The 26,448-nt window shown below is 55.3% G+C and carries 21 protein-coding genes and 1 pseudogene; 15 read left to right on the top strand and 7 right to left on the bottom strand.

Features of this window, described 5'->3' with window-relative positions; translation table 11 throughout:
• Positions 1-125: 125 nt before the first annotated feature.
• Together AC13Q5_RS34545 and AC13Q5_RS34550 are read right to left on the bottom strand one after the other, a co-directional pair.
• Positions 126-1,643, bottom strand: a complete 1,518-nt coding sequence (locus AC13Q5_RS34545; protein WP_488504885.1) for a Y-family DNA polymerase — start codon at positions 1,641-1,643, stop codon at positions 126-128.
• Positions 1,558-2,316: an ImuA family protein gene (locus tag AC13Q5_RS34550; RefSeq protein ID WP_488504905.1), complete on the bottom strand. Its 759-nt coding sequence runs from the start codon at positions 2,314-2,316 to the stop codon at positions 1,558-1,560. Before AC13Q5_RS34550 ends, AC13Q5_RS34545 begins: the two co-directional genes overlap by 86 nt.
• A 290-nt stretch (positions 2,317-2,606) precedes the next feature.
• Here AC13Q5_RS34550 and AC13Q5_RS34555 point away from each other — a divergent pair, with 290 nt between their 5' ends.
• Positions 2,607-3,380, top strand: coding sequence for an SOS response-associated peptidase family protein (locus AC13Q5_RS34555; protein ID WP_488504886.1), 774 nt, complete (start codon positions 2,607-2,609; stop codon positions 3,378-3,380).
• A 19-nt stretch (positions 3,381-3,399) separates the two neighbouring features.
• Here the strand turns inward: AC13Q5_RS34555 and AC13Q5_RS34560 are convergent, their stop codons facing one another.
• On the bottom strand, positions 3,400-3,759 hold the full coding sequence (locus AC13Q5_RS34560; protein WP_488504887.1) for a hypothetical protein: 360 nt from the start codon (positions 3,757-3,759) through the stop codon (positions 3,400-3,402).
• Between the two features lie 210 nt (positions 3,760-3,969).
• On the opposite strand from AC13Q5_RS34560, the gene AC13Q5_RS34565 reads away from it, so the two are divergent.
• The 8 genes from AC13Q5_RS34565 (at position 3,970) to AC13Q5_RS34600 (ending at position 11,811) form a co-directional block, all read left to right on the top strand.
• A complete protein-coding gene (locus AC13Q5_RS34565; RefSeq protein ID WP_488504888.1) occupies positions 3,970-4,221 on the top strand; it encodes a helix-turn-helix domain-containing protein in 252 nt (83 codons plus the stop codon).
• A 478-nt stretch (positions 4,222-4,699) separates the two neighbouring features.
• Positions 4,700-5,020 carry a hypothetical protein gene (locus AC13Q5_RS34570; protein WP_488504889.1) on the top strand — a complete coding sequence of 107 codons (321 nt, stop codon included), beginning with the start codon at positions 4,700-4,702 and terminating at the stop codon, positions 5,018-5,020.
• Between the two features lie 11 nt (positions 5,021-5,031).
• Positions 5,032-5,700 (top strand): hypothetical protein, encoded by a 669-nt coding sequence (locus AC13Q5_RS34575; RefSeq protein WP_488504890.1) that lies wholly within the window; start codon positions 5,032-5,034, stop codon positions 5,698-5,700.
• Positions 5,700-7,193: a M23 family metallopeptidase gene (locus tag AC13Q5_RS34580; RefSeq protein WP_488504891.1), complete on the top strand. Its 1,494-nt coding sequence runs from the start codon at positions 5,700-5,702 to the stop codon at positions 7,191-7,193. Before AC13Q5_RS34575 ends, AC13Q5_RS34580 begins: the two co-directional genes overlap by 1 nt.
• Positions 7,194-7,211: 18 nt before the next feature.
• Positions 7,212-8,087, top strand: a complete 876-nt coding sequence (locus AC13Q5_RS34585) for a zinc metalloprotease (RefSeq protein WP_488504892.1) — start codon at positions 7,212-7,214, stop codon at positions 8,085-8,087.
• A gap of 9 nt (positions 8,088-8,096) precedes the next feature.
• Entirely contained in the window at positions 8,097-10,178 is a 2,082-nt protein-coding gene (locus AC13Q5_RS34590) for a S8 family serine peptidase (RefSeq protein ID WP_488504893.1), read from the top strand.
• Entirely contained in the window at positions 10,163-11,347 is a 1,185-nt protein-coding gene (locus AC13Q5_RS34595) for a trypsin-like serine peptidase (protein ID WP_488504894.1), read from the top strand. Before AC13Q5_RS34590 ends, AC13Q5_RS34595 begins: the two co-directional genes overlap by 16 nt.
• Before the next feature lie 236 nt (positions 11,348-11,583).
• On the top strand, positions 11,584-11,811 hold the full coding sequence (locus tag AC13Q5_RS34600) for a hypothetical protein (protein WP_488504895.1): 228 nt from the start codon (positions 11,584-11,586) through the stop codon (positions 11,809-11,811).
• 36 nt (positions 11,812-11,847) lie between these two features.
• On the opposite strand, the gene AC13Q5_RS34605 is transcribed toward AC13Q5_RS34600, so the two are convergent.
• Genes AC13Q5_RS34605 through AC13Q5_RS34615 form a run of 3 tightly spaced genes read right to left on the bottom strand, consistent with a single transcriptional unit; the run spans position 11,848 to position 17,247 of the window.
• A complete protein-coding gene (locus AC13Q5_RS34605; protein WP_488504896.1) occupies positions 11,848-12,234 on the bottom strand; it encodes a hypothetical protein in 387 nt (128 codons plus the stop codon).
• An 11-nt stretch (positions 12,235-12,245) separates the two neighbouring features.
• A complete protein-coding gene (locus tag AC13Q5_RS34610) occupies positions 12,246-16,865 on the bottom strand; it encodes an RHS repeat-associated core domain-containing protein (RefSeq protein ID WP_488504897.1) in 4,620 nt (1,539 codons plus the stop codon).
• Between the two features lie 58 nt (positions 16,866-16,923).
• Positions 16,924-17,247 carry an RHS repeat domain-containing protein gene (locus tag AC13Q5_RS34615; protein WP_488504898.1) on the bottom strand — a complete coding sequence of 108 codons (324 nt, stop codon included), beginning with the start codon at positions 17,245-17,247 and terminating at the stop codon, positions 16,924-16,926.
• Between the two features lie 538 nt (positions 17,248-17,785).
• Here AC13Q5_RS34615 and AC13Q5_RS34620 point away from each other — a divergent pair.
• The 5 genes from AC13Q5_RS34620 to AC13Q5_RS34640 all read left to right on the top strand — a co-directional run bounded on the left by AC13Q5_RS34620 (position 17,786) and on the right by AC13Q5_RS34640 (position 24,451).
• Positions 17,786-18,658 (top strand): hypothetical protein, encoded by an 873-nt coding sequence (locus AC13Q5_RS34620; protein WP_488504899.1) that lies wholly within the window; start codon positions 17,786-17,788, stop codon positions 18,656-18,658.
• A 30-nt stretch (positions 18,659-18,688) separates the two neighbouring features.
• Positions 18,689-19,696: a hypothetical protein gene (locus AC13Q5_RS34625; protein ID WP_488504900.1), complete on the top strand. Its 1,008-nt coding sequence runs from the start codon at positions 18,689-18,691 to the stop codon at positions 19,694-19,696.
• A 24-nt stretch (positions 19,697-19,720) separates the two neighbouring features.
• Positions 19,721-20,731 (top strand): hypothetical protein, encoded by a 1,011-nt coding sequence (locus tag AC13Q5_RS34630; RefSeq protein ID WP_488504901.1) that lies wholly within the window; start codon positions 19,721-19,723, stop codon positions 20,729-20,731.
• Between the two features lie 24 nt (positions 20,732-20,755).
• Positions 20,756-21,757: a hypothetical protein gene (locus tag AC13Q5_RS34635; RefSeq protein ID WP_488504902.1), complete on the top strand. Its 1,002-nt coding sequence runs from the start codon at positions 20,756-20,758 to the stop codon at positions 21,755-21,757.
• A 729-nt stretch (positions 21,758-22,486) separates the two neighbouring features.
• Entirely contained in the window at positions 22,487-24,451 is a 1,965-nt protein-coding gene (locus AC13Q5_RS34640) for a HAMP domain-containing methyl-accepting chemotaxis protein (RefSeq protein ID WP_488504903.1), read from the top strand.
• A gap of 186 nt (positions 24,452-24,637) precedes the next feature.
• Here the strand turns inward: AC13Q5_RS34640 and AC13Q5_RS34645 are convergent, their stop codons facing one another.
• The gene (locus tag AC13Q5_RS34645; RefSeq protein ID WP_488504904.1) at positions 24,638-25,300 is read right to left on the bottom strand and encodes a hypothetical protein; all 663 of its coding nucleotides are present in this window, start codon (positions 25,298-25,300) and stop codon (positions 24,638-24,640) included.
• A 786-nt stretch (positions 25,301-26,086) separates the two neighbouring features.
• Here AC13Q5_RS34645 and AC13Q5_RS34650 point away from each other — a divergent pair.
• Positions 26,087-26,448, top strand: a pseudogene (locus AC13Q5_RS34650) (methyl-accepting chemotaxis protein); the annotation flags it as partial.

Genomic DNA, 26,448 nt, shown 5'->3' on the forward strand with positions numbered 1-26,448 from the left:
CGAATTGCGATCGGCAATCCCAAGTGCGGAAATGCCGAGCTCCCTGGCCGTCCGGAACAGCTCGTCGGCCGACGACGCGCCGCGGAGGAAGGAAAAATGGGTGGTGACCTGCAGCTCGGCGTAGCTCATGCAAAGATCCCGTGGCAAAACCAGCGATGCGAGCCTGTGGCAGCATCGACACCATCGCCGGAGCGGAAGATCCACAGACGCTCGCCGATCTCGTCCTCGATCACGAAATAGTCCCGGACGGCATCGAATTCGGAACTCCGGGTCCACCACTCCCCGAATATGCGCTCCGGCCCGTCGGCACGTTTCACGCGCCGGCGCTTGCCGCGCCAGGTGACGGAGACCGGCGGATGATCCGGCAAAAGCGCGATGACCTCGATCAATTCCGGCCGCGCCAGCAGCCGCACCGGCCGCGGCCAATGCAGCGACCAGGCGGCGCCGGTCTTCTTCGCCACGGCGGCGATACGCGCGACGCTGCGTTCGGGCACGTCGCTTGCGACCGGTGCGATGCGATAGACACGCTGGCCGCGATTGCCGATGACATCGATCAGTAGCGCGATATCGGTAACCTCCTCCTCGATCAGCGAGGATGCTTCCTGCTCTTCACCGAGAGGTTCTGTCATGACGGCGACCAGCGACAGCGTCTCGATACCGAAGCCGGGCTCAATCGTCTCGATCCGATCCCTGAACAGCTTTGTCAGCCAGGCGACATCCCGCGCCGCCTTCGCCGTGCCGGCGCGGATCGCCTGAATGGAGTTATCGACCCTGTGGACGATCAGATCGGTGCGGCGGACGCCTAAGCATTTCTTCTCAAGAGCCCGGCAGAGTGCGACGACCAGACGGGTCAGATATTTGCCGATGGTTTCGGGGGCGCCGATCGGCTCTGCAAAACTGCGACGGACTTCGATCACGTCCATCGGCCGAATTGGCTCGATTGGTTCGGCCAGGCGGCCATGGATCTGGTCGAGGCGCCGGCCGATCTCCGGCCCGAAGCGCAGGGTGAGCGGCGCGCGCGGGGCGGCCGACAGCTCGCCGATGGTGCGGAAGCCGAGCGTGCGCAGGCTCGCGACGATATCAGATGGCAGCCGAAGGGATGCGAGCGGCAGGTGCTCGACATAACGGGCGATCTCGCCTTTCAGCACGATTATGGTCTCGCGGCCATCCGCCCGGGCGAGGGCATGGGCAGCGCCCCAGCTGTCGGCGATGGCGACCCTCGCGGTCAGGCCCCTGGCATGGAAGCGGTTGACGATGCCTGACAGCATCAATTCCTCGCCGCCCTGCAGATGATCGGCGCCTTCGGTGTCCATGACAATGCCATCGGTGCCATCAACGGCGACGATCGGCGAATAGTACGAGAGCGCCCAAAGGGCGATGCGATCGAGTGCTGCCGCGTCGGCTCCAGGATCTGCGTCAACAAACTGAAGACCGCGCACCATCGCCTGTGCCTTGGCGGCCGGCATGCCCAAACGGATGCCACCCTCGCGCGCCTTGGCGTCGGCTGCCGCTATCCAGCGCTTGGAACCGCTTCTGGCAACCGTGACCAGCGGCCGCTTAGGCGATAATTCTGCTTTCCCATCCATGCGCCTGATCCGCTCGATCGGCAGGTCCGGCAGATAGATGGATACGACCCGTGGCATCGCACGCCCTCACGATAAACTCAGCGCACTCACCCGCCTTCACCCTCATCAGTTCCAGAAGCCATCTTGGCCGGCCGACACCTGGAACCGGCAATTCCTCCGACGGCAACACACTCACCCGCCACCGCGTCGTCGAGGCCGTCGGCTGCCCGAAATCCAAGGCTTCCACTTGCCGGCGCCAGCGCCTGACCACAAGGCCCATGGTTCCGGTCTTTTCCGCCGCCAGCTGCAGGCGGCGGGAGGCTGTCATCGGCAGGCGGACGAGTTCGCCGACGACGGCGCCAAGCCCGCCATAGGAAAGCCCCTCCTCCATGCTCGACAGCACATCCTGCTCGCGGTCGGCTTCGGCAAAGATCACCCGGTCTGGATGAAGCCCCGCCTGCATCAGCGCCGAAAAGAACAGATCCGGACGCGTCAGGCACCAGAGGACCTGTCCCCTGGTGCGAGCGGCAATGCCGGCCACGCAAAGGGCGGCAGCCGCTCCGTCGACCGTGCCGGCGCCACCACCGGAAAACTCATGGATGGCGCCATAGGCAAGACCACCGCCCGGCAGCACCGCATCGATCTCGGGAACACCGAAGGCCAGACAGCCGCTCCTTTTGCCCGCATTCCCTTCGAGTAACGCGATACGGTGTTTCAGCTCGGATATCACCCTATTACGGGCAGCAGTCATCATTCACGGGTCCTTGTGAAGGTCGTGTTGGTATCGACGTGATGTCGGTCAAGTGCATATGTTCACTAAATGTTCCAAGTCGCTTTACGTGTCAAACAACCCGAAATAGGAATATTATCCCTCTATTTTAGTGGACTTTAAGATTCGCATTGCAAATCATGGAGATGACTTCAAACGTCCAGTGACGGAGCTTTCGAAAAAGTTTCGAAGCCGATCCATTGACAGCCATCAATTGGCGTTTCGACGCTTCGTCGGCTACCATGTTCTACCTGCACGGGAGGCGTTCGACCGTGTGTAATCTTTACCGCATGGAAGACAAGGACTGGGTGAACAAGTGGGCTCAGGATGCCGAGAGCCTGATCAACCTGATGCCGGCCTACCAGCTAAACCCGGACCAGATGGGACCGATCGTCCGGAATACCGCCGACGGACCCGAGCAGCTTGTCCATGCACGCCGGGGCCTCCCCTCTCCACCCTTCGTTCTCGTGAAAGCGGCCGAAGCCAAGGCTGAGAAGCTCAGGGCGAAGGGGAAAGAGGTTGATTTCGAGCAGCTGCTGCGCGAACAGGTCGACCGCGGCGTCACCAATGTCCGCAATCTCAAGCTTGCACATTGGAGGCGCTGGTTCGGCGTCGAGAACCGCTGTCTCGTCCCGGTCACGAGCTTCGCCGAGCCGGATCCGGCAAGCCAGGAGGCAGGCGGCAACGTCCCGAACACCTGGTTTGCGCGTGACAACAACAAGTCGCTGATGTTCTTTGCCGGCATCCACGTGCCGCAATGGACATCGGTGCGCAAGGTCAAGGACGGGCTGACGACCGACGACCTCTATGGTTTTCTGACGACCGATCCAAACGATCTCATCAAGCCGATCCATGGCAAGGTAATGCCGGTGCTGTTGTTGACCAGAGAAGAGATCGAGGTATGGATGACGGCGCCATGGGACGAGGCTAAGGATCTTGCGCGACCACTTCCGGATGACGCGCTGACCGTGATGTCCCGCGAGCCCTATGGATCAACCATCGTCACCAAGGAAGGTGAGCTGGTCAGTCCAACAGGCTTGTTGTAACGAGCGACGTTTCGACCGCTCAATGCAGCGGCGCCTGTTCGGACAAGAGGAGTTCGTGCACCGCCGCATCGACGATTTCCTTCAGCCGGCGCCAACCGTAGAGGTCACGTTCGCTCACCCGCTCCTCGATCGCGGCAATCATCCAGCCGGCTGCAGCTACGTCGTCGGCGTTCTTATGAATGTTGAAGTGCTTCAAACATGCCTCGATCCGCGGGCGGGCCGAGCCGTGATCGTGGTCTATCGTCGCTATCAGCGAACGGGCATCGCGGTAGGTCTTCGCTATATGTTGCTTACCCTCCACTCCATTTTCGACGATTTTCCTGACGGCAAAGAGCAGAGCCATCAGCAAGTCGGCCGTTTCGTCGGGCACCACTGTCATACAGCTCCTCCGTCTTTGGTCGCGTTTTGGGCTGGATGCGACCAGAATACTTTGACGGCCCCCGACATCTGCCCACACCCGAACCGCCAGGTCATTTTGCAGTTCCGCACAAAGATCGTGCCCTCCATTTGGAGGAGGCGGATTCGGCCGAATATCTGAATTTAAGATAACTGAAAAGCAGATATATCGGAAGACCCGTCTTGTCAAAGGATGGGTGATGACGTGACGAAAACGCTCGGCACGAAACGGCATCAGGCGCTGATCGCGCTTCTGATTGAAAAGCGAGAGGCGAAGGGCCTTACGCAAACGGATCTCGCCGAGAAGCTCGGCGAATATCAGTCGTTTGTCGCCCGTCTTGAGAGCGGGCAGCGACGGGTCGATGTCATCGAGTTTCTGGAGCTCTCCGAGATCTTAGGATTCGATGCAGTCCAGGCACTCATTTCGGTCGCGAATATAAAGTAGGGCGCGCACTTACAGTGCCACAGCGCAGCCTTGCTGTCGTGCGCAGGCGCTTACGAATTTGCGATCGACTGTATAACGCAGACATGCAACATCCAGCAGGGCTGAAGCCATGCGCGATATTATCGACGATAAGCTAGCCAATGCACTTGCACTTATTGATCGTTTCGAAAATGACGTGCGAGCCTCAACTGCAGTTTCCGCAAATATTCACCTCCGACTAGCTTTTTGTTCGCAGCACAAACCATTGCTCGATAGGTAAGAGGCACTGAGAGCCCTATGAAAAACTAGGCTTGGCTTCTCGATGTAAGTCATATTGTGAGATATCACCGTAAAAACGTTTATCTACAGCGTAATTATTCCTATTTAGATTCAATATCTTTCTTCTAAAAGAAATGCTTTCCCCCATGGAGTCGCAACCAGATATTGTAAATCCGTATTACTATGTTATTGTTATGGTTGGGCAAAGAGGGGTATAACAATGTCGCGGACATTCTCCAGCGCAGCCGCATTTTTATTGATTTTATCTTCATGCACGACCGGCGATAAGGCGGATATTGAAGGTAGGATTTTCGACAAAGTGAAGTTGTGTCACTTCGTCCCCACCCTAAAAACCGTCGAAAGCCTCATTTCACTCTTTGGTGGACCAAAGCTTCCTGTTGTCGACCAGGTCGCCGACGCAATTTGCTCCACCGTCGACAAAGCGAGAACTTCAGGTTTTGTCGCCACTCCTTCGGGCAAAGATAGCTCCTTTGGCACTTATAAGGGTGTCTCCGTCATCGGACGTACCTTGAAACAATAGGACTCCCTAAAATGCCAACCTGGCCGGCAGCTTTCATCCTGATAAGTCTCGCAGTGGCCGCTGCACCGGCCTATGGCCAGGGAGAGTTGGTTCAACCGATATGGTCCGCACCCGCGCCTGCGAAATATCTGGCTGATAACAGCCAAAGCGCAGGGTTCGCGACGGGTAGCAACGAGTTTGGACGCTTGGACAGTTTTTCGCTTCCCGTGATTGGTCTGCAGGAAGGCTTTGCAAGTAAACAACCCAGTCAGGCACTGGCCGACTCATTTATCGGCGAAAATGCTGGATCTGAGTTGGCGGCAAAGGGAGACTGGTGGCCACTTTGCGCTGGCCCCTTGCCGCAACCGCAACTGGCACGAGACAGCAGCGGCGCCTGGTACGCAGGTACTTATGATTTTGGTTGTCTTCAGGTCACAATCGTTGGAGACCGAGGTACATCGCAATCCCCTTCGCAGGAGCTGTCCAACGAGTTGAGTGAGCCAAGTTCCAACCCGTCATCTCCCACTGATGAGACGGGAGATCCCGAAGACGTTTATTCTGTTGTACTTGATACTGTCCAATTCGGAGTGCCGTACACATTAACCATTGATTGCAATGACGACAGCAAAAGCCTCTGCCGCGACCGTGGAGATCAGCTCGTCCTGCTTTCACGATTTACGATACGTGCGGGGAGGCCATGATGAACAAAGCCCTGCTTAGTCTGTGCATTAGCCTTTTGCTCACAAGTGCAGCCATGGCAGGCGAGGCCTTTCGATATCATGCTCCAGGTGTTTTGGCCAAAGGAACCGGCCGTACCGGTGATCGCCTGGTTTACTTTGAACAGTTCGGATTTCCGTTGCCAGCGGGACCGGACTTCGGAGGGGCGCATGCCTACGCCAATAGCCAAGTTTACAGCACTGCTGGCGGCAATAGCCTCTTGAATTATGCCTATCCTTGGAAAGATACCTATTGTGAACAACGTTCGTGGAGCATGCCTCTTTGCCCGGGCAAAAAGGGGCATCAGGGCGTAGACATTCGCCCTGACAGTCCTCCCGACCCAAAGAAAAGCGATCTCATTCGTCCTGTATTCGCGGTTGCCGACGGAATAGTAATCGCCGTTACCCCGTTCACACGCGTCGAGGTCCGTTCGTCAGATGATGAAGGTCCCTTCACATGCCGTTATCTTCATATGAGCAAGGAGAGTATTGCAGGCCTCAAGGTCGGGACGAAGGTTAAGAAGGGCGATACCCTCGGAAGCGTCTCCAACATTATGGGTGGCAAAGCAGATACCACCTACCACCTTCATTTCGATTGCCTGCGGAATATAGATGGGGTCGCAATCAGGCCGCCCGTCTACTCATCCCTCGTTGCCGCGTATCGGCGGGCTTGGCATCTTGACGATCTGGTGAGTGGAGGGAAGTTGGGCGTCGACCCGCAGAGGGAAATTGTAGAGGCTTCCGAAGGTAAAGAACAGCCTGTCGACACTTCAAGCTCACCCAAGACCTGGCTGACAAGAAATTACGGAGCGATTACGCCTCAGACTGAACCAAACGACTGGCCTCGATATATGAAAAGCTGGCCGGGATTGGACCTCACCAAGCAAATTCGCGACAATAAGGGAAAGATCATCCCCGCACTTTCCAGCGATCAGAGCGGTGTGGGCCTGTGGTGGTATTGGCTAAATGTCCGCGCAGGCTTCAGTGCGAGCGGATCACTGACCTTTCGCGAGCTCGCCACAAAGTACTCAGGCTCCCAAGATGCCAATGACCCAGCAGTTGCCAACTATCTGGCAAATTATGTTGGCCCTGGCGTAGGTGGCGCGGGCATAGCACGCTTGTACTTCTCTACTTCGCCGAAGGCTGATGACGCGCTTTCCCTGAAGGATCCTGAAACGCGATGGAGCGTCGCGCAGACAGTCTTTCATTTTGAGGCAGGACGCGCTGTTCCGTTCAGCCGGAGTGTCTTCGATGAGGGTATCGCGCTTGGCGACCAAACCATCGCGGGGCTTGCCACAGCGCCGACGTCAGAACCCAGCGAGCCGTCCCATCCAATATCGACGGCGCCGACCACTCCCTCGACGACGGGAGAGAGCTGCGCCGCGAACGTGATCGAGATTGTAAGGCAGCCAGGCAGCGTGAAGCTTCATGGATGTTTTTCCGAAAAGTTCGTCATGGCAATTCTGGGAATAAAGTAGATCGCACAGGAGGATCACGTGCGCCAGATCGCTCTTTTGAATAGGGTTTTTGTACTGGCGTTTCTCTTCGGCATGTCCAACTCTGTTTCCGCGCAGGCCCAAGACGCATTATCGGATGCGGTCCAACACCCAGATGATCAAACAATCGTTGATCGTTACATTGGGACACTTCCGGAGATTCCTCCTGGCTCTGGTCATTTCATGGTAGAAGGTGACCTTTATCTCGATCGCTCGTCTGTTGTTGCCTATTTGAGATCGAGGACTGAAACGAAGCCACTGCCGACAGGCGAACTGATTATAGATACGAAGGACGGCCAGCCAGACTACCTGAAATCCATCGCCAGCCGGCAACTGACCTATTCCGTTGTGGCGTCGAGCTTTCCAAGCGTAAAGCTTGCTGAGCGAACCGACAAGGAGCTGCAACAGGCCGCAAAAGACTGGATAGACGCGTGCCCCGATTGTCGGATCTCTCTTACGGAGGTTCCGATCGAGAAGGCTGGAAAATTCTACGAGAAGGTGACCTTTGTCTTAACCTATTTAGATGTCTCCAGCGGTCCGATCGCCCGTTCCTTCTTCCCCAGTTCGTCACCTGATGATCGCCAGATTGTTATCTTTCCGGATTTCTTTTCAAGCGATCTCCAATTCGACCGCACGGGCGTTCTCCGGCACGAATTCGGACATATCATAGGATATCGACACGAGCAGCTGAACGCTCTTTCCGGATGCAATACGTCCGAACCCGCAAATTGGAAGCCTTTGACACCGTACAATCCTCATTCGGTGATGCATTACATGTGCGGCAAGGGAGGCTCCTTTGCTCTCGAACTCACGGGCAGCGATATCAAGGGACATCGTTGCCTTTATTTGACGGGTTCTCGTTGTGCGGAAAAGTAGGAGTGAGACATGTTTCGGACCATTTCGTCTACGGCATTGATTCTCGTTGCCACAGCTCTGGTGGCACACCCGCAGGATACTTCCAAATCAGTCACGGCTGACGCTACGGAATCCGAACAGCAGGCAGGTTTGAAAGTGGAGTTGCGGGGGCGAAATGTTCCCGATGATTGGGCCTCGCTGATGAATTCCATAATGCAGTCGTCTGGAGAACTGAAAACTCGGTCGGTAACGGTTATGGAAGGAGACAGCCTCTGCTCGATCATGACGAACAATCTTCAGCTGCCAGGCTGTTCCCAAAAGGTTGTTGACCTGGCTGCAAAATTAAACGGGGGCGAAACGACGGCTCGCATCGGTCAGGAAGTAAAGATCCCTGATTACGCACTCACGCCAGCCACCTGGACTGTTACCTTCGATACCGCGGTGACAGATGACCAGCTCCGGCTCGCAGACTTTCAACAACGTTGGGGCTCATTGATTTCGGAGCAAACGCAGAAGGATACGCGTGTCCAACTGAAGATGTCATCATACTACGTTTTTGTTGACACCCCTTTGAAAAAGCGTTCAGTCGCAATCTTGGATCAGACCGTTCCGGCCAATCCCGTTGTGAAGTCGCTCTCGGTTCCCAACGCGAAAGTACAGTGGCTGAAAAAGCTCTACTCCGTCTCTAAGCTCGAAAAGCATTTCGATGATTGTCAGCAGCCGGGTTATCAACTTACCGAACCATTGTCCTACTATCAGCTCTTCGGTGACGATCCTCCACCCACCTGCGCCTCCCAATGCCTGGACAATGACTGCCCGAGAATAACACTACTAGACACTGCGGTTTATCGCCACGAAGTGCTAAAAAGCGCTCTCGAGATCGGAGGCATAGACAGCAGCGATCCCGCTGCAGCAGGCCCCCAATGTCCTCACATCACCTGGCCGGGCGATATCGCTCATGGAACAATGCTTGCCTCGATCATGGCAGCCCGAAAGACGCCGAATGCTGAATTCGTTGGGCTGGCACCGTCCGCTCTTATCAGATCTTACGATTACAACGATATTCCCAATCCGGGCGCAGTCGCCGATATCGTTAACGAGCGCGCAAACGACGTGCTTAATAACCCTCAGCTATTCGTATTCGCATCCGCGATGACATATCCGAAGTCGAGCATATTGGCAAAAACAGGCCAGCTGAAAGATGAGGGTCGGCGCAGGACCGACATACCGGCGCTGGCGGCGGCGATTGGTAACCACCTGCCGTGGGTGACGGCCGTCGGGCAGTCAGACAATGGAACCCCGCCACATCAAATCAGTAAGCTCTCGCCTGAAACCCCGATGAATCTCGGAGACGAGAGAAGCGTGATTGTGGTGACCTCATGCGATCCCTGTTCTGGGCCTGACGCCAAGGTATGGGACCAAGCAAACTATTCATCCGCACAGGATGGATTGGTGTCAATCGCGGCACCAGGGGGTACCGAAAGCCACCCCATTCCCGGCGTTGCCAATCAGACTTCCTACAGTGAAGCTTGGGGCACATCTCAAGCAACCAGCGTAGTCGGCGGGGTGGCCGCGGCCCTGATGAGTTGCTACCCGCACGAATTCGACAAGGATGGCCGCTTTCTGAAATCGCGTTTACTGCAAACTTCGGACCCGTTTCCCAATCCTGGTCCAAGGGAGCAAGGACTGGGCGTCCTCAATGCAAAAAGAGCATTTCTCGATCCATCTCAAAGTTGGATTGATACGGGGAACGGCCCCCGAGCGGTCTCAAGCTATAAATATTGCGCAAACTCGCCAATCGCATTGCAAGATAGTGATAAGACACCTTTGGTACTAACGGCAGGAAGGGACTTCAAGGTGGGGCAGATACTGTTTTCCAACGCCGTCGCGCATGGTGACCCTCAGTGGACCGTGACCTATGTCGACATCATGACCGCGCGGACGCTGGAGTACGGCCCTGGAGCCTGGGTGGACAATCAGCCGATCCTTCAGGTGCAATTCAATCCCGGCGAGCCTCCTCAATTACTAAACGGCTATCAGATCAAGGCCTTTGTACCATCCCTGACTTCGCTCGGGGCAAAGCCCGAGGCGGTTCAATGTTCTGGCGGCTAATTGCGACCGCAGTCGCGATGCTCTGTTCTTCTGAAATCTGTTTGGCGCAGGAGCTTTGCGCGCCGGAAAAGTTGCCATTGACGACTTTCGGCGAGCATTACTCCTTGGGATACACTCTGAGCAAGGCGGACAGTACGAAAACCTTTGCAATGAAACTGAAGGGGGCGGAGCAGGTGCGCTATGCTCGCTTGTTGATCTCCGCGCCTTCGAAGGGCTCTTATGATATCGAGATACGTGACTACTCCGGCAAGATCCTGCAATCGATTGGCTCAGGCTCAGTTCGGGCTTATCAGGACACGACGACCTTCTGGTCGAATCGGCTTCCTGCCGAAATCGTAAGAGTCGATGTCAGCGGTCTTCCAGACAAAGAGAACGTGAAGATACTCGAATATCAGGCAATGCCGACTGAAACTGACAACCCTTATTATTCAGTGAAGGGCAACGCGCCGTATTGGTTCGATGTCTATTCTGATACATTTTCAGACGGCGTTAAGACAGAAGCCGATTCTGTTGGAATGCTGGTATCATCACAGGGAAGCGCTTATAACGGCTTCAAGAATTGGTGCTGCTCAGGGTCGATGATATCTACTGAGCCTACTCTGTTGTTCATGACGAACTATCATTGTGGGGGAGCTGACGGATCTACGGACTATTGGTCTGACGATGTCTGCCACCATACCATTATCGATTTCTCCTGGGATGGTGATAGCGTCAGCAGAGAATTTCAGTGCATGCAGGTCAAGGTTAGGCGAAAAGATCTCGACCTCGCAGTCCTCGAAGTGGCGCCGCTTGTTTCCGGAAGCCCGCCGCCACCGCCCGTTAATCTCCGAACGTCGCTCCCGATTGCAGGACAGGGTATTCATATTATTCACCACCCGCAGTGCCTTCAAAAGCAGGTAAGCGTCGCCTGCACGGTCGTGAAGCCACACACCGGTGATTGGTTGGGTGCGGGCTTGATGACCGACTTCGAGCACGATTGCAATACCGAGGGCGGAAGCTCCGGAGCGCCGGTTTTCGACAACGATGGAGACGTGATCGGGCTTCATCACCTACCGCATCACCAGACCAATTCCGCAATCTGCGAGCCTTACAATGCAGCGGTGTCCATGAGTTCGATCATAGATGCTCTGAGGGACATATCGCCGACGCCTGTCCTCAAACTGCAGTAGTCCAACGACCGCGTGATCTCGTCTTCAGTCCTGTGTTTGGTTTGCTAGACGCGTCCATCTGAAAAATTCGACCATTTGAAGCAGTTGATTATTATAAGTTTTTCTGGATCCTGGCAAAACGCAAAACCGGGTTAACTCATCACGGAAATTGACAGTCGGGGGTTTAGTGGATTTGCTTTGTCCGGAGATTACGGAAATCCTGTCCCAACTTTGCCGAAACCCGCAAGGAGGCAAGAGTGAAAATCATTCTCTCGCTGGCGGCACTCCTTTTTGGAGTAGCAACTCTTCTCTTCATTAGTTTGGTGCTGATTGCTGAAGTTAACTGTCCGATTGGATTCTGCCGAGGGCCCGATGGAGATATATGGATGGGTGCATTCATAGTAGGCATGTTCTACTTACCGATGCTCGCATTGGTTGTATTATTCGCTCTTGTAGCCAAGTTTGCTCGGTCGAATGCGAAATAAGCTTCGATGATGCCGTCCACATCCCAGGAAGCGGAATTACTTTAATTCCGTCAATCCAATTTCAACCGCAAGCTTTGTGTATATCACGACAGCATCGCCGGCCGTTATTGGATAAAAGTAGCAAACCTGACGATTTCCATATTTCTCGCGAATTAAGCCAGAAATATTCCTTTGCTCACAAAAATTACGAAAATCAACCTGCATAAAAGCATCGTCTATATTGTTGAAATTGTAAATCCTACCAATTACATTCTGAATGTGGTCGCTTTCAAATATAAAAAAATCAACTTCATAGAATGTTATAGTATAATAATCAATTTCAGAAGAGTCGAAAAGCTTTATCACAACATTCGGGTGGTCAAATGATATCGATCGAATTTCACAATCTTCGAAACCTTGCGGTAAATCCAGGAAAATAGTCACGTTAACCTCCATCATTGACCGGGAAAAACTACCCCAGGCTGCCTAACGCCATTTTCCCACATATGGTATTCATATGGTCGGCCATGATGGCCATAATCAATATCATACCACGCATTTCCGTTTCCATCGAAAAACCGCCATGTGTCATATCCATTCGTCCACATGCTCCAAGGCTCTTGACCATTTCTAGGCGAGCTGGAGCCAGCAGGATCAGCAGGTGTTCCATCAGGTGATTGTGGTGAATATTGAGAACATTGTGGGCCTGTCGGTGAAGGTAAGCTTGGCAATAATCCCGTGACGTCGTTCGTGCTGAGCGGTCGTAGAGAAGCATACGCATATGAGCTTTCGGAAAGGCTGCCCGTTACGACACCAAGTGGATCTCTACTGATCCAGCTGCCGACAAACGGCTGATATCCACGAAACCAGGTCAAGTCTAAGCCACTTTCCGGTTCAGACATCATACCTGCAAACCCAATGTTCGTTAGGAGTGAGGTAGTCTGCGATATCACCCCCCAAGGGTCGTAGTCATAAGCTGGGGCGCTTGTTGCGCTCTCAAACACACGCCGTACCGATCCGATCTGATCAACGCCGTAAAAGAGCGCGGAAATCGATGCCCCTGCAACATATTCACCTTCGCTGACATAGCTTCGCTTCGGAGCGTAGCCGGAATCGCGGGATTGGCAGAGCTTGCTACCGCACCACACGTATTTTGAGGTAACGGCCGCGCCAACTCCACTGGCGGTATCATCGATTTCAACACGCCGGCCGAGTCCATCATAGACGAACGATGTCTGTTTGCCCGGCTGAGCGGTATAAGCGATCCCTACCAACCGATTTTCCGCGTCCCAGGAATAAGTTTGGTGGCCATCAGACAACAAATTGCCGTTGGCATCATAGCTATAGGCCTGATCGGAGATCTGCTCGATCTCGTTGAGATTGTTGAAGGAAATGGTCTGCGTAGCAGGATTGGGCTCCGCGACGCTCGCGTCGCTGTCCTGCGTGATCCCGGTAATTAAATTCTCCGGCGATGTCTGGAATGTGAAGTTGGTATATTGTCCCGTGCTCAGGCCGCTGTTGGCGATGCCCGACAGACGGCGGTCATGAGCGTTATCGAGGTAACTCCACGTCGTTTTCAGACTGGATGTCGTCGGCAACAATTGCCTGACGGAAACTTGCGGGCTTTGCCCAAGATAGGAAATCTGGAAAGCACCAAGGTCGCTAGCGTGATTCGTGACGCGACCAATGGCGTCATACTGTATTGTTTCTGGGCCGCTGCCCGAAATCTGGCGGCTGGCAGGCCGCCTCAGAGCGTCATATCCATAGGCGATTGTGTGCGAGCAGCTTGTCGCAGTAGTCGCCGTAAAGCATTCCTGGGCAAGCTGCTGAGCGCCGTCGACGTAGGACGGATTATAGATATAGGCTGTGGTTCCCACGCCGTCCGTCATCGACGCCACGCGCACGAAATAAGGATCGTAGGTGAATGCGACGTTCGGTGTCGGATTGACCGCATTGAGATAGGTCAGACCGATCAGATTGTCGTCAATCGCATAGCTATATTGTTTTGTCTGTCCCAAGGCGTCGAGAACGCTCTTCAAGCGGCTGGTCGTCGACTCGTAGGTGTAGGTGATTTTGCTGTTATCGACATAGGTCTTCGAGGTTTTTCGGTCCTGAACGTCATAGGCCCAGGTCGTCACGTTGCCCTTCGGATCGGTCAAGGAAATAAGATTTCCGGCTGGATCGTAGCCAAGCGTCGTCGTCTGCCGCATGGGATCGACAACACTGATCAGACGGCGATTGGCATCATATTGATATCGCCAAAGCCGTCCCTCCCGGTCCTGATAAGAAATGAGCTCGAGCCGCTGATAGGTGTAACGCTGCGATGTGCCGTCAGGATAGGCGATCTTGGTCAGCCGATCAGCAGCGTCGTAGTCGTAGGTGACGGCCCAGCCTTCTGAATCAGTGTAGGTCCGCAGTCTGGCGAAGCCGTCATAGGTGTAGCTGGCCGCGATTGCATTGTTGGCATTCGTGACCGAGGTCATATTTGCGCTGGCGTCATATTGATAGGTTGTCTTTTCCCCGAGAGCATCCGTATTTGAGGTCATTTGCCCGTTGGCATTGTAAGCCATCGCGCTCGTCTGTCCGGCAGCGTCGGTGTAGAAAATCGGCCGATGCTGCTTGTTATAGATATATTGAGCGAGCGTGGAGCGCGCGCCAAATTGATCGGCCTGACTGACAGCGGCGAGATTAATGCCATCCGAATAAGCATAGTAGGTAATCCGCCCGGCTGGATCCGTCGCCTGTGTCAGATTCCCGTTGCTATCATAAGCGTATAAACTGATCTGCGATGTACCGTCGTCGAGGACGCGGCCGATGGCTATCGGCCTGTCATAGGTCCCGCCGTAAAGTGTGCCTGTTGACGCGGTCTGCCCCGGATAAGTGTACCAGACGCGATTCTCCAGTGGCTCTTTTTCGCTTTCAATGGTCGTACCCTTGATGGACGAGCCCGGCATGTGAACGAAATGCCGGATCCGGGCCTTGGTGTAATCGCAGCCACCCGCGTCGGTGCAGCCGGCGGCAACATAAGCACTCTTGTCCCAGTGAAAACTATTGCGGTAGGTCAGATAGCTGTTCGACAGTGGCAGCGGCATGCCCACAGGAACTGTGGCTGTCGGATCGCTCGCTGGTATCGGCGCCGGCTCCAGCCACTCCTCGCGCTCCTTATTGCCGAGCGGATCAGTGACCTGAACGAAGCGTGGTGGGCTTGAGGTTCCAGGCGCCGTATAGCTGAAACGAGTTGTGCCATAAGGCGTCGTCAGCGCGCTGATGAGCGAGCTGGCATCATAGGTGAAGCTCGATGTCAGACCAATAATATCAGTGATCGAAGCCAGCCGACCCTGACTGTCATAAGCAAGGGCGGCGCTGCGACCGAACGGATCGGTGATCTGACTGACGAGCAGCGAACGCCCAGGGATGGCATAGCTGAACGTCGTATCGCGCCCGACGGCATCGGTGATCGACGTCAGCCGCTTCTGGCTGTCGTAATGCAACGTTGCCACATTGCCCTGGGGATCGATCACCTTGCTCAGGAAGATTTTGCGCGGGTAGGCAGCGCTGCCGTCAGACTGCTCGTAAATCTCCATGCCACCGTCGCGCAGCTGGCGACGATAGCTGACCGGAGATTGCGAAACGAGGGACAGGGTTGAGCTGTCAGTGTCCTGCGCGGCGAAGGTTCTGTGAACCGTGTCATAACCGATATAGTAGAAGGCGCCGCCCTCACCCATGATGCGCGAGACATTTGCGCCCGGATTGGTCGGATCGTCGATGATGTAACTTGACCAGCTCAGCGACCATTTCTGACCGATGTTGAAGTAATCGAAATTCGCAGGTTGGCTGTCTTCACGCTGATTGTAGCTAATCCCGATCTTCATCGACGGGCCGATCGGCGGAATGTAGCCGACCGGCACATCCGAAAGCGCTACGCTGACGCTGGATTCCTTGATATTGACGACGCAGAGAGGGCATTGGTTATTGTTGCCGCCGTTATTTGCGTTCTGCGGCCATGGCGACTGATTAGGTGTCGGTCCGGGGCCGTTTGCATTTGGATCGCCAGCATCCCCCTGACGGGTATTGTTGGTTGGCCCTTTGCCACGGATGATGGCTGCCTCGTTTAGCGAGACCGCCTGCCAGCCTGCGTCAGCTACCTTGCTCGCGGGGACGAGGAAATATCCACTGGCCTCCGCATTCAACGCGTCTGGCGTGACCCAAAGATCGGCATTGGGAAACACCGCGTCCTGGACGTGGTAGCGGCCATTCGCCTTGCCGATGATCGCCGAAAAATGCCCGACCTTCCAGTGGACAACGGATGGAACAGGAACCGCTTCATCCGCGGACCTGCGGATCAGCCGATAGTCGAGCTTTACCTGGCTTGCCAGGCCGCCGAGTTCGGCAAGCGTCGTCCCTTCCGGTCCGGCATTGTAGAACTGCAGGAAATTCAGTTTGTCTGCACCAACGCCCTGGGTCAGCAAAAGAGCCCGCAAGGCAAGCGGGCCGCAATTGAACAGGTGCCGTGGATCGGTCTTGACCAGCGTCAGCATCTCGCGGGCGGATTGTATGGTCTCCGTCGCAGGGCCGGAAACCTTTCGCCCACCGAGTTGGTCGAACAGAACTGCCAGATCGTCGCTGCGTCCCATGCTGGCGTTCAGGCTTGCGAGCTCGCCGACGGCGCGATCGGTCAGTGCTCGCGCCTCGGGATCGGACGCGTCCTTCCCCTCGATCCAAGCCTGTTGCCATGCATCGATGGCACGCGAGAAATAACCGTCGTGGAGATACGAAAGGCCGACATTCGTCCAAAGCGCTGTCGACCAGCCACTATGGGGATGTTTCGCCAGATAGGTCGTCAGGCTGGATAGATCGGAAGGATCTTGTCGATGCTGAAACGCACTGACGGCAGTCGAAAGATCTTCGTCCTCGCTTGCCACCGTCGGCTTCGTCTTCACCAAGGGCTCGGCAAAGCCAACCGCGCCTGCAGCGGCAAACGTCGCTACCGTCGGCGGCGCAGCCATCACCGTGCCGGTGGAGATCAATGCGAGAAGGAATACTGCTGCTGTTCCGGATTTGAATGCAGACATCATCGAGATCTCTCGTCAAATTTTTTTTGGAAAGGCATGGAAGATTGTCGGCTGGCCCAGCTCACGGCTGGGTCCAAAGGATGCAGCCCCAGGAGCCGGAGCCCCAGATTGCGTCGGCAATGCCATTGGCCCAGTTGACCCCGCCCCAGGTAACCTGGCCCCAGATCGGTGGCGAGGCATCCTTGGTCGCGGTCTGCTGTGATGTGCGGTTGCCGTTCGGGTCGTAGCCGTAAACGATGCACTTCGAGTTGTCATAAAAACCCGTGGTCAGGCGCCCATTAGCGTCGTAACCGAAATCAGTCGATTTCGTATCCGCGAAGACGGGAGCGGCGCTCACCAAAAGCACAGTCGAAACAATTATCTGGAAGCCGAGCCTTGCAATCATCGAGGCATCCCTTTGAGAAATTTGTTTACTGTCGCACCATCTGCATCTTGTGAGATTATTTTTGATTGGTAACTTTCGCCTGAATTGCAGCGCTCTTTGGATTTATCTGAAGCTGCCTGCGATGGCGTTCAGCGAAGTCCCCAGCGCATAAATAGAATTCCCATACAATAATCAGAATTACAATCCCGAAAAATCGGGAATCGAAGCATTGTCTTCAGTATAAATCCGATAAACAAGCGTTTTTCGGAGATATATTTCTGTATTCTTTGATATATATCGGCAGTTTTTCAGTTTTTATCCGAATTAATATTTTGGCAATTGACTGAATTGCTGCATATGTGCAAATAACCGTCATTCTAATTTGCATGCGCATTGCTTTTATCAGTTTCCAAGAGGACGCCCGATGCGATCGGAAAGCAATCTTGCATTGAATTTTCTTTGGTGCGCACTTTTATCTCTGACTTCGTCGCCGGCGCTGGCCGCGTGTACGGTACCCAACGTCCTATCCAACGGACAGACAGCGGACGCGACGCAGGTCATGCAGAATTTTTCGGCCGTCGCGGGCTGCGCGGATGCAACCGAGCCATCTGGCGGACAGAATACGGTCCAATTCGAAACATCAAGCGGCAATCTGAGCGGTGTCGCTTTGTCCGACGGCCAGGTTATCCTTGGAACGACCGGAGGCGCTCCGCAGGCAAAAGCACTGACCGCCGGTCCCGGCATTGCCATCATGAATGCCCCCGGCGGCATCACCATCTCGGCAACCAGCAGCGGCTCGGCCAATGCGGTCGACTGGTTGAACGAAGCCGCCGTCATCAGGCCCTTGTCGACCAACTTTTCGATCGTGACATCGACGACGGCGCCGGCGGGTGCTTCCCTCGTGCCAACAGTCCGTGGCATGGCGTTGACAACCACAGCCGTCGCTAACGGCACCAGCGTTATGGCCGAGACTCGAACCCCATCGGGCCATTGGCAGGCAACGATGTTGGCGGTCTATTCGGGACCACTTGCGAATGCCAGTTTTCCTGCAATCGCAGTGCGTGACTCGATCAGCCATCGCGCCGTCGAGTTCGGCATTGGCGGCTCTGGAACAACCTCCTATCAGGCGGCCTACACCAGAACAGTGGGAGGGCTCGGTCTTGACACCGTACTCGGTCAGACAACGGCAGCCGACGCCGGTTTGCCTCCCCCATCTCAGCCCATCTGGTCGCGCGTGACCTATGATGGCACCAATTTGTCATGGGCCTTTTCCCGCGACGGTGAGGTCTTCTCCACCGTTTTCACCGTCCTTGCGATCGACAATCTGTCCAATGTCGATCGGGTGGGTCCAGTTGCGTTGTTTCAGCAACCTACACATGCAAGCTGGCCCTCGGCATATCATATCCTCTCTTGGCGCCTTGCCAGCATGTGACACTGCGCCCCTTCAGCATCGAGGTTTCTCATGCCCAGAGTCCCGTTTCTCGCATCGGCCCTTGCCGCAGCCCTTTTTATGACCGCGGCAGGCTCTGCCTCCGCACAATGCGCGCTGCCCAATCAGCTACAGAACGCGGATGTAGCCGATACCACGAAAGTCATGGCAAACTTTACAGCGCTCGCCAATTGCGCCGACAGTCAGACACCGGGCAGCAATGCGAATTCAGTGATCTATAATGCAGGAGGCGGGTCGCTCGCGGGCACAACGCCGCTGAGCAATGGTCAACTTCTCATTGGATCGACCGGCAATCCTCCCCAGCCAGGCACACTCTCCGCTGGATCAGGCATCGCCATCACGGGCGGTCCGGCGTCGCTCACGATCTCCGCGACAGGCAGCGGAACCGGCGCCGCCGTCGATTGGCTCAACAAGGCAGCTATCGTCAAACCCACCCTATCCTCCTTCACAATGCGCACGACCACGACACCTCCGGTTGGCGCAACCTTATCGGCGACAACACGCGGGATGCTGCTGTCTGTTTTGTCCAGCAGCGATAATCGTGCAATCATGGCGGAGACCTCGCTTCCGACAGGCAACTGGCAGGCGACCATGCTTGCCGTTTATACAGGCCCGCTTTCAACTTACTCCCAACCCACCATCACAGTGCGCGATGCCACGACAAGTCGAGCGGTTTCCTTCATGCTCGGTGCAGGTGGCACAGGCGGTTACAGATTCGACTATGTGAAGACATCAGGCGGCGTCGGATTAGACACGAATAGTGGTGATAACCCGTTTCAGGATGTGGGCTTTTCTCTCCCAAGCGAGCCCCTATGGTCAAGACTCACCTATAACGGATCGACGTTTATCTGGTCTTTCTCGCGGGACGGCGAGAATTTTACAAACGCATACTCCATCTCAGCCACTGCCTGGTTGGGCCAACTGAGTACGATCGGCCCAGCCATCCTATTCTATCAGCCAACTCACCCAACCTGGAACAGCGGATACCACATCCTATCCTGGAGCGTCGTATCACTCTGATCTGTTCGAAAGGGGAGCCATTGCATGACAAAGATGTGCCGCCTGCCGTCATTTATCACTCCGGTCCTTGCTGCAATATTCGCGGCAACAGCCGGTAATGCATTCGCCGCATGCACGCTGCCGAATCAACTTCAGGCCGGCGATCTGGCCGACGCAACGAAGGTGACCGCAAACTTCACCGCCCTTGCGAATTGCGCGAATGCCGAGGTGCCGAGTGCCGGTACGAATTCAGTGATCTATAATGCCGGCGGCACGCTCGCGGGCGCAACTCCGCTCACAGACGGTCAGCTTCTCATCGGCTCCACCGGTAATCCTCCTCAACCTGGGACAGTTTCAGCAGGATCGGGTGTCGCCATCACCGGTGCCCCCGCTTCGCTCACGATTTCCGCGACGGGCAGCGGCACCGGCACTGGCGTTGACTGGCTCAATAAGGCGGCGGCGGTGAAGCCAAGCACAGCCTCGTTCACCCTGCAGACGAGCACAACACCCCCGTCCGGCGCAACGCTGACCGCGACGACGCGGGGTATGCTATTGTCCGCGAGTTCCATTGCCGATAGCCGCGCCATGATGGCAGAAATTTCCCTTCCGTCCGGGAATTGGCAAGCAACCATGCTTGCGGTCTATACGGGTCCCATATCGTCCTACGTCTTGCCGTCACTCGCAGTCCGAGACGCCGCCCTCAAACGCGCCGTCCTGTTTGGCGTTGGCGGCTATGGCAGTAGTATGCGCTTTGACTATGACAAGTCGTCCGGCGGTATCGGCCTGGATACCTATTCCGGTGATAGTCAGATCCAGGACATCGGCTTCCCGACGCCTAGCGAGCCGATTTGGGAGCGGTTGGCCTATAACGGAACCAATCTGATCTGGTCGTTTTCGCGCGACGGCGAGAACTTTACAGCGATCTATACCGTCTCCGCGACGGATTATCTGACCAATCTGAGCACGGTCGGCCCTGCCGTCGTGTTCTATCAGCCCAGTCACACGACCTGGAATGCCGGATATCACGTGCTTTCCTGGAATCTCGTTTCCAACTAGTTGTCCCGATCCTTGGAGCTCGCCATGCCTAAAGGCCAATATGTGATCTCGGTTGGTTTGCTGCTTGCGCTGCATGCCGGGACAGCACACGCTGCCTGTACCGTCCCCAATCAGATCGTCAATGGCGGTGTAGTTGATAGCGCCCCAGTCATGAGCGATTTCAACGCGGTCGCAGCATGCCTGAACGGCAGCTCACCAGCCGGCGCGCAAAACAGCATTCAGCTCGATAATGGCAGTGGCGGATTTGCTGCCGCTCCGCCATTGACCGATGGTCAATTGCTCATCGGGTCATCCGGCGCCGCTCCCTCCGCGGCAACCTTGTCCGCCGGGACCGGGATTGCCATTACGAATTCCCCAGGCGGAATTTCCATCGCGACGACCGGCACGCTCGGCGGCGGTGGAGCCGACTGGCTGAATGGCACCGCTGTCGTCAAACCGGTTGCCACAAACTTCACCCTGCAGACATCTACGACACCGCCAACAAGCGCTGCGATCGCCAGCACCAGCCGCGGCATGGTTCTGTCCACCTCGGCTGCGGTAAACGGTGCGGCAATGATGGCGGAAATGAACGCACCCGTCGGCCATTGGCAAGCTACGATGCTGGGGGTCTACACCGGCGGCCTTTCCGATTACTCCATGCCGTCTATTGCGGTGAGGGACTCTGTAAACAATAAAGCCGTCGAATTTGGGGTGACCGCCTATAGCCTCACCGACTACCGTTTCGATTACTATGTCACATCGGGCGGTGTGGGCTTGAATAGCCGCGTTACCGACGTCATGAGCCAAGACGTTGGCTTCCCACAGCCGGCCCAACCCATTTGGCAACGCCTGACTTACGATGGAACCAATCTGATCTGGTCATTCTCCCGAGACGGCGAGTTCTTCATCCCTGCTTATTCGGTTTCCGCCACGGCCGCTCTTACGAATCTCAGTAAGATCGGCCCCGCCGTCATATTCCCACCAAACATCCGGCAAACCTGGTCGGCTTCGTTCCACGTGTTGTCCTGGAATGTCGTGAGCCTTTAAGGGAGGGCACCACGAGTTTCCACGATGATACGCGGTTTTCAGCACGACCTGGAGAGCAGACACGTATAGCATCTGAAGGTGGTTGTCCCGCGGATGCGTAGGCGCACCTGGCAACACGCTCCGCTATCAACGAGGATTTTGCTATCAGGTACGCCACAAAGCTCATGTGCACTCTCTGTCACGGGTGAACCGAGTCATGGCGACTCTCGATGAGCTTTCGCGGAAGGTACGAAAAATGTCGCGGGCATCGTCGTGATTGCGTCTTGCGTAGACAGGGTTGGCCAGGCTTAGCTAAAGCCCGTAATATTTGGCCGCCTTGATGGGATCAGAACCGATGACCCTCTAATTGCGAGAGCTATACCTTTGAAATTTCTCAGTAGTGGACATCGGCAGATGATTTCAATCCATTTACTCGACATATTCTAGCTAATTTTTAAATACATAATTGGATTTTCATTACAAATATCTAATTAAACCTTATTTCATAGCATGAAATTCTATAGTTGCATCCAGATACAATTAAGATCATCAAGAAATTTACCAAAAATAAACTACGTTGATGCATATAGATCTGATTGGGTAGGCTCTAGCTACGAGCGGATGACGACGGGCGGCAAGGCCGCAGCGATATTCGGTGCGCCACCAGGGAATGCGCAGCAAGTGCCCTGCTTGTTTGATCGTGTGCCGAACGGAAGCTCGGCCATTCAACATCTTGGTTGGGGGAACACCATGGGATATTTTAAAACATTCGGCGTCACGGCTCGCTTGACAACGGGCTTCGGCTTTTTGCTCATTTTGATGATCGGCCTGACATTCTACTCCATCAGACAGGTCGAAACGATCGACCGAAATCTTGGCATAATCAACGACGTCAACAGCGTGAAGCAACGCTATGCGATCAACTATCGCGGATCTGTTCATGACAGAGCGATTGCCATCCGCGACATTACGCTCGTGTCATCGGCAGACGAGCGCCAGACGATAGTGAAGTTGATCGAGACGCTGGCGTCGACCTACTCCGACAACGAGAAGAAGATGGCGTCAATGGTCGCTTCGCCAGATGGCGCGACTGCGGAAGAGAGGGCTATTCTCGACGAAATCGCCGCAGTGCAAGCAAAGACCAATCCGCTTGTAACCGAGATTATCGCTCTACAGGAGAAAGGTGATGCCGAAGCGGCACGAAAGATTCTGCTCGAACAAGCCAGACCGAATTTCGTCGCCTGGCTGAAAGCGATCAACAAGTTCATCGACTATCAGGAAGCATTGAACAAATCGATCGGCACGGAGGTTCGCAATACGGCCGGAGGCTTCAACTCACTTGCGCTGACCTCGCTTGCGATTGCCATCGCCCTTGCCGTTTTGGTGGCCGGCTTCACGGCGCGGTCGATTGTCGGGCCATTGGACAAACTGCAGGCCTCCTTAAAGTCGATGGCCGAAGGCGACATGGAGGGCGATCGCAAGTTGGAAAGGCGCGGTGACGAAATCGGCATGCTCGCCCGTGCAGTCGCAGCGCTTCGTGATGCCATTTCGGCAAAGGCGGAACGTGACGCGGACGCCGAGGCAAAGCGGGCTATTCAGGAGCGCGACAGACTTGAGGCCGAGGCGGCCGAGCGCGAGGCTTTGGCGGAGCAGACCAATGCGGCCGTCAGCCAGCTGGCCGACGGCCTGCAGGGCTTGGCAAGCGGAGACCTTACACGTCAGATCACCAAGCCCTTTATCCCCTCCCTCGATCAACTCCGCGTCGACTTCAACCAAGCCGTCGAGAGATTGCACGCGGCCATGCAGAAGGTCGCGGAAAATGCCGGCGCCATCGCATCCGGCGCGCAGGAAATCCGGTCAGCATCCGATGATCTCGCCAAAAGAACCGAGCAGCAGGCTGCATCGGTGGAACAGACTGCCGCAGCGCTTGAGGAGATTACGATAACCGTCTCAGGCTCAAGCACGCGAGCGCACGAGGCCGGTCAACTGGTGCGCAAAACCAAAGAAAACGCCGAGCATTCCGGTCGCGTGGTCCGAAGTGCTGTCGAGGCCATGGGTAAGATCGAGGCCTCTGCTACCGAAATTGCCAACATCATCGGCGTTATCGATGAAATCGCCTTCCAGACCAATCTTCTCGCGCTGAATGCGGGCGTCGAGGCGGCCCGCGCTGGCGAGGCAGGCAAGGGCTTTGCTGTCGTGGCGCAGGAAGTGCGAGAACTGGCCCAGCGTTCGGCGCAGGCCGCCAAGGAAATAAAGAGTCTGATCAATACGTCGAACGACCATGTCAAAAGCGGTGTGTCGCTGGTGGGCGAAACCGGCAAGGCACTGGAAGAAATCGTCGTTCAGGTCCAACAGGTCGACGGAAATGTAAATGCTATCGTCGAAGCTTCCAGGGAACAGGCGACAGGCCTGAAGGAAATCAACACATCCGTCAACACGATGGATCAGGGCACGCAGCAAAATGCCGCCATGGTCGAGCAAGCCACGGCCGCCGCCCACAGTTTGGCATCGGAAGCCGAGGCATTGTTTCAGTTGCTCTCGCAGTTTCGGATCGGCGCACATGCGACGGGCAAATCTGGTAGACCGCTCGCACTCGCGTCGACGGACACCGGGTCCAAGACGGCGACCTCACCCGCGCGCCAATTGACCAAAAGGCTGGCCAACGCCCTTCATGGCAATGCCGTTGTCGCAGGCGGAGACTGGCAGGAATTCTAGTCCGCCTTCAGCAGGGGTGCGGTGGCCGGCGCGGCAGTCTCGCAATAGCTGATCATCGCCTCCCCAGCCCGATCGAGATCCAATATCTTGAGAAGTCCTCTGGCGGCCTCGTTCGTTTCTTGCGCCGATAACGTGGCGGGCGCAAAAAGAGCTGCATAGAGCAGGATCAGACGGAAAGAATTCAGGTTAGTCGAGCTGCGCTTCGAACGCTTTTGCAAGCGTCTCGTAAAGCTGTGCCGATGCATCCTTGTTCTCCGCCTTATATTTGGAACTTACAAGTTTGGCGGCTTCGATAGCGGCGCGGAAAGCATCAATCCGAACCTGAGGCTCCAATTCGGCCTGGCTGCCGATGTCATTGCGATCAAAGGTTCCGACCCGGTATCCCCCATCAAGGTCGACGACACCTATCTGAGGAATTCCGTCCTTCATTTGTCCAAAGAAGGCAGCACCAGCGTGGTTGCCGTCGCGGCGTCGCAGCATGCCATTGCCGGAGGCTTTGCCACCCGGGCAGGTGCCCGTCCAAAACGTAGGTCCGGCCGTCAGGGAAGCAGGCACCACGAACTTGCAATGGCTGGCGGGATCCTCCTGCCATGTCTGCTCCGACCCAGCTCGAGCAAATTCGCTTGCTGCGAAAATTCCTAATGCGGCGAAGAATAGTGCCCAAAGCGACGACAAACGCTTGATCAAATCAGCGACCTTTTCAAGAAATCTGACGCTGCTTTGGCATCGGCAGAACATGCGGGAGTTCCTATTTAACAATAAATCATCGACAGAGGCGTGAGACACCGTCTTTTCCACAATGACGTTACCAGAATAAGCAATTCTTCCCGACCACTTCGCAATGATCAACGACTGCGAGTCAGATCACCTGCGGTGGCTACGACGGGAAAGGCGCCTTTCGAGGTCAAAGAAATGACCGAGGCCGCCGGTTACCCCCACATGGAGAACACCAATTAAGAGCGAGCCGGCTCATGCGTTGTTTATGCTCTTGAAGGGATCTGAACCGGCGACCTACCCATATTTTTAGCTAAGAGACCAGCCAGCCTGTGAAAATAAATGATAAGAGCGCGAGGCGTCTTATGGAATGCCTCATTGACCAGACCACTGTGGCTCAGCCTGAGCGTTCGCTGAAGTAACTTGGCGACCTCGCCCGTCTTGAATTTCATACTCAACCTACCCAGTTTCCGTTTCGCGGTGACCCACAGTTGGTTCAGAATAACGAAGCGTTTCATGCGCGTGTCTCAGCTTGACTGCGTCACGGCCAGTTGGAAAGAATGAGCAAATCAGGACCGAATTCAAAATCAATACTCGATCGCAGGTTTAGCTAATCAAAAACATTTCGCTTAATCTAATATATTCGTAAAACAAATAGCAGTTAAACTCGTCATTTAACCGGAAATGGATGAGATTATAACTATTCTCATGCATCTTGAGGCAGCGCCATTAATTCTGTTTCAATAAAGCTTGGCTAGCTTCGTCTTGGATTGGACAGGGCATGACGCGCCTGTAGTCGAGCGGCGCCTCGACGGCTCACGGACTGCTTTTCTTTTAGAAATTTCACCACAAGGGCTCCAGAAATACTGGTTTTGACGAAGCGGGTCAGCGTTACGGCACCCCGAACGTAGGTGAGCAATTATGATTTTTTCTCTTCGCAATATACTTGTTGGAATTTTCCTTTTTCTCAGCATCGCTCTGTGCGTGCTGACGGGATCTTCGATGCTCGATGCCTATCGCGGCGAAAGCATCTATGCCGACGTCTCGAAGTTCACCGTGCTCGACCGCGCTCTCTTCCAAACACTCGCCAACTTTCGCAACGAGCGAGGCGACGGGTCGTCACTCGCCAAACTTGAGCTTGGCGCGCAAGATGCAACGCTTGCCTTGTTGAAAACGGACAGGGGCATCGTCGACAAATACATGGTCGATGCAAAATCGGTCTTTGCAAACATCGACGACCAGACGCTCAAAGCCCCGATTGGTGACGTCATGAACGCCTACGA

The organism is Martinezella sp. CNPSo 3964, from assembly GCF_057784375.1.

Coding starts and splice junctions, on each gene's coding strand:
- AC13Q5_RS34545 (WP_488504885.1), bottom strand. CDS start 1,643: ATGCCACGGGTCGTATCCATCTATCTGCCGGACCTGCCGATCGAGCGG.
- AC13Q5_RS34550 (WP_488504905.1), bottom strand. CDS start 2,316: ATGACTGCTGCCCGTAATAGGGTGATATCCGAGCTGAAACACCGTATC.
- AC13Q5_RS34560 (WP_488504887.1), bottom strand. CDS start 3,759: ATGACAGTGGTGCCCGACGAAACGGCCGACTTGCTGATGGCTCTGCTC.
- AC13Q5_RS34565 (WP_488504888.1), top strand. CDS start 3,970: ATGGGTGATGACGTGACGAAAACGCTCGGCACGAAACGGCATCAGGCG.
- AC13Q5_RS34570 (WP_488504889.1), top strand. CDS start 4,700: ATGTCGCGGACATTCTCCAGCGCAGCCGCATTTTTATTGATTTTATCT.
- AC13Q5_RS34575 (WP_488504890.1), top strand. CDS start 5,032: ATGCCAACCTGGCCGGCAGCTTTCATCCTGATAAGTCTCGCAGTGGCC.
- AC13Q5_RS34580 (WP_488504891.1), top strand. CDS start 5,700: ATGAACAAAGCCCTGCTTAGTCTGTGCATTAGCCTTTTGCTCACAAGT.
- AC13Q5_RS34590 (WP_488504893.1), top strand. CDS start 8,097: ATGTTTCGGACCATTTCGTCTACGGCATTGATTCTCGTTGCCACAGCT.
- AC13Q5_RS34595 (WP_488504894.1), top strand. CDS start 10,163: ATGTTCTGGCGGCTAATTGCGACCGCAGTCGCGATGCTCTGTTCTTCT.
- AC13Q5_RS34610 (WP_488504897.1), bottom strand. CDS start 16,865: ATGATGTCTGCATTCAAATCCGGAACAGCAGCAGTATTCCTTCTCGCA.
- AC13Q5_RS34615 (WP_488504898.1), bottom strand. CDS start 17,247: ATGATTGCAAGGCTCGGCTTCCAGATAATTGTTTCGACTGTGCTTTTG.
- AC13Q5_RS34620 (WP_488504899.1), top strand. CDS start 17,786: ATGCAGAATTTTTCGGCCGTCGCGGGCTGCGCGGATGCAACCGAGCCA.
- AC13Q5_RS34625 (WP_488504900.1), top strand. CDS start 18,689: ATGCCCAGAGTCCCGTTTCTCGCATCGGCCCTTGCCGCAGCCCTTTTT.
- AC13Q5_RS34630 (WP_488504901.1), top strand. CDS start 19,721: ATGACAAAGATGTGCCGCCTGCCGTCATTTATCACTCCGGTCCTTGCT.
- AC13Q5_RS34635 (WP_488504902.1), top strand. CDS start 20,756: ATGCCTAAAGGCCAATATGTGATCTCGGTTGGTTTGCTGCTTGCGCTG.
- AC13Q5_RS34640 (WP_488504903.1), top strand. CDS start 22,487: ATGGGATATTTTAAAACATTCGGCGTCACGGCTCGCTTGACAACGGGC.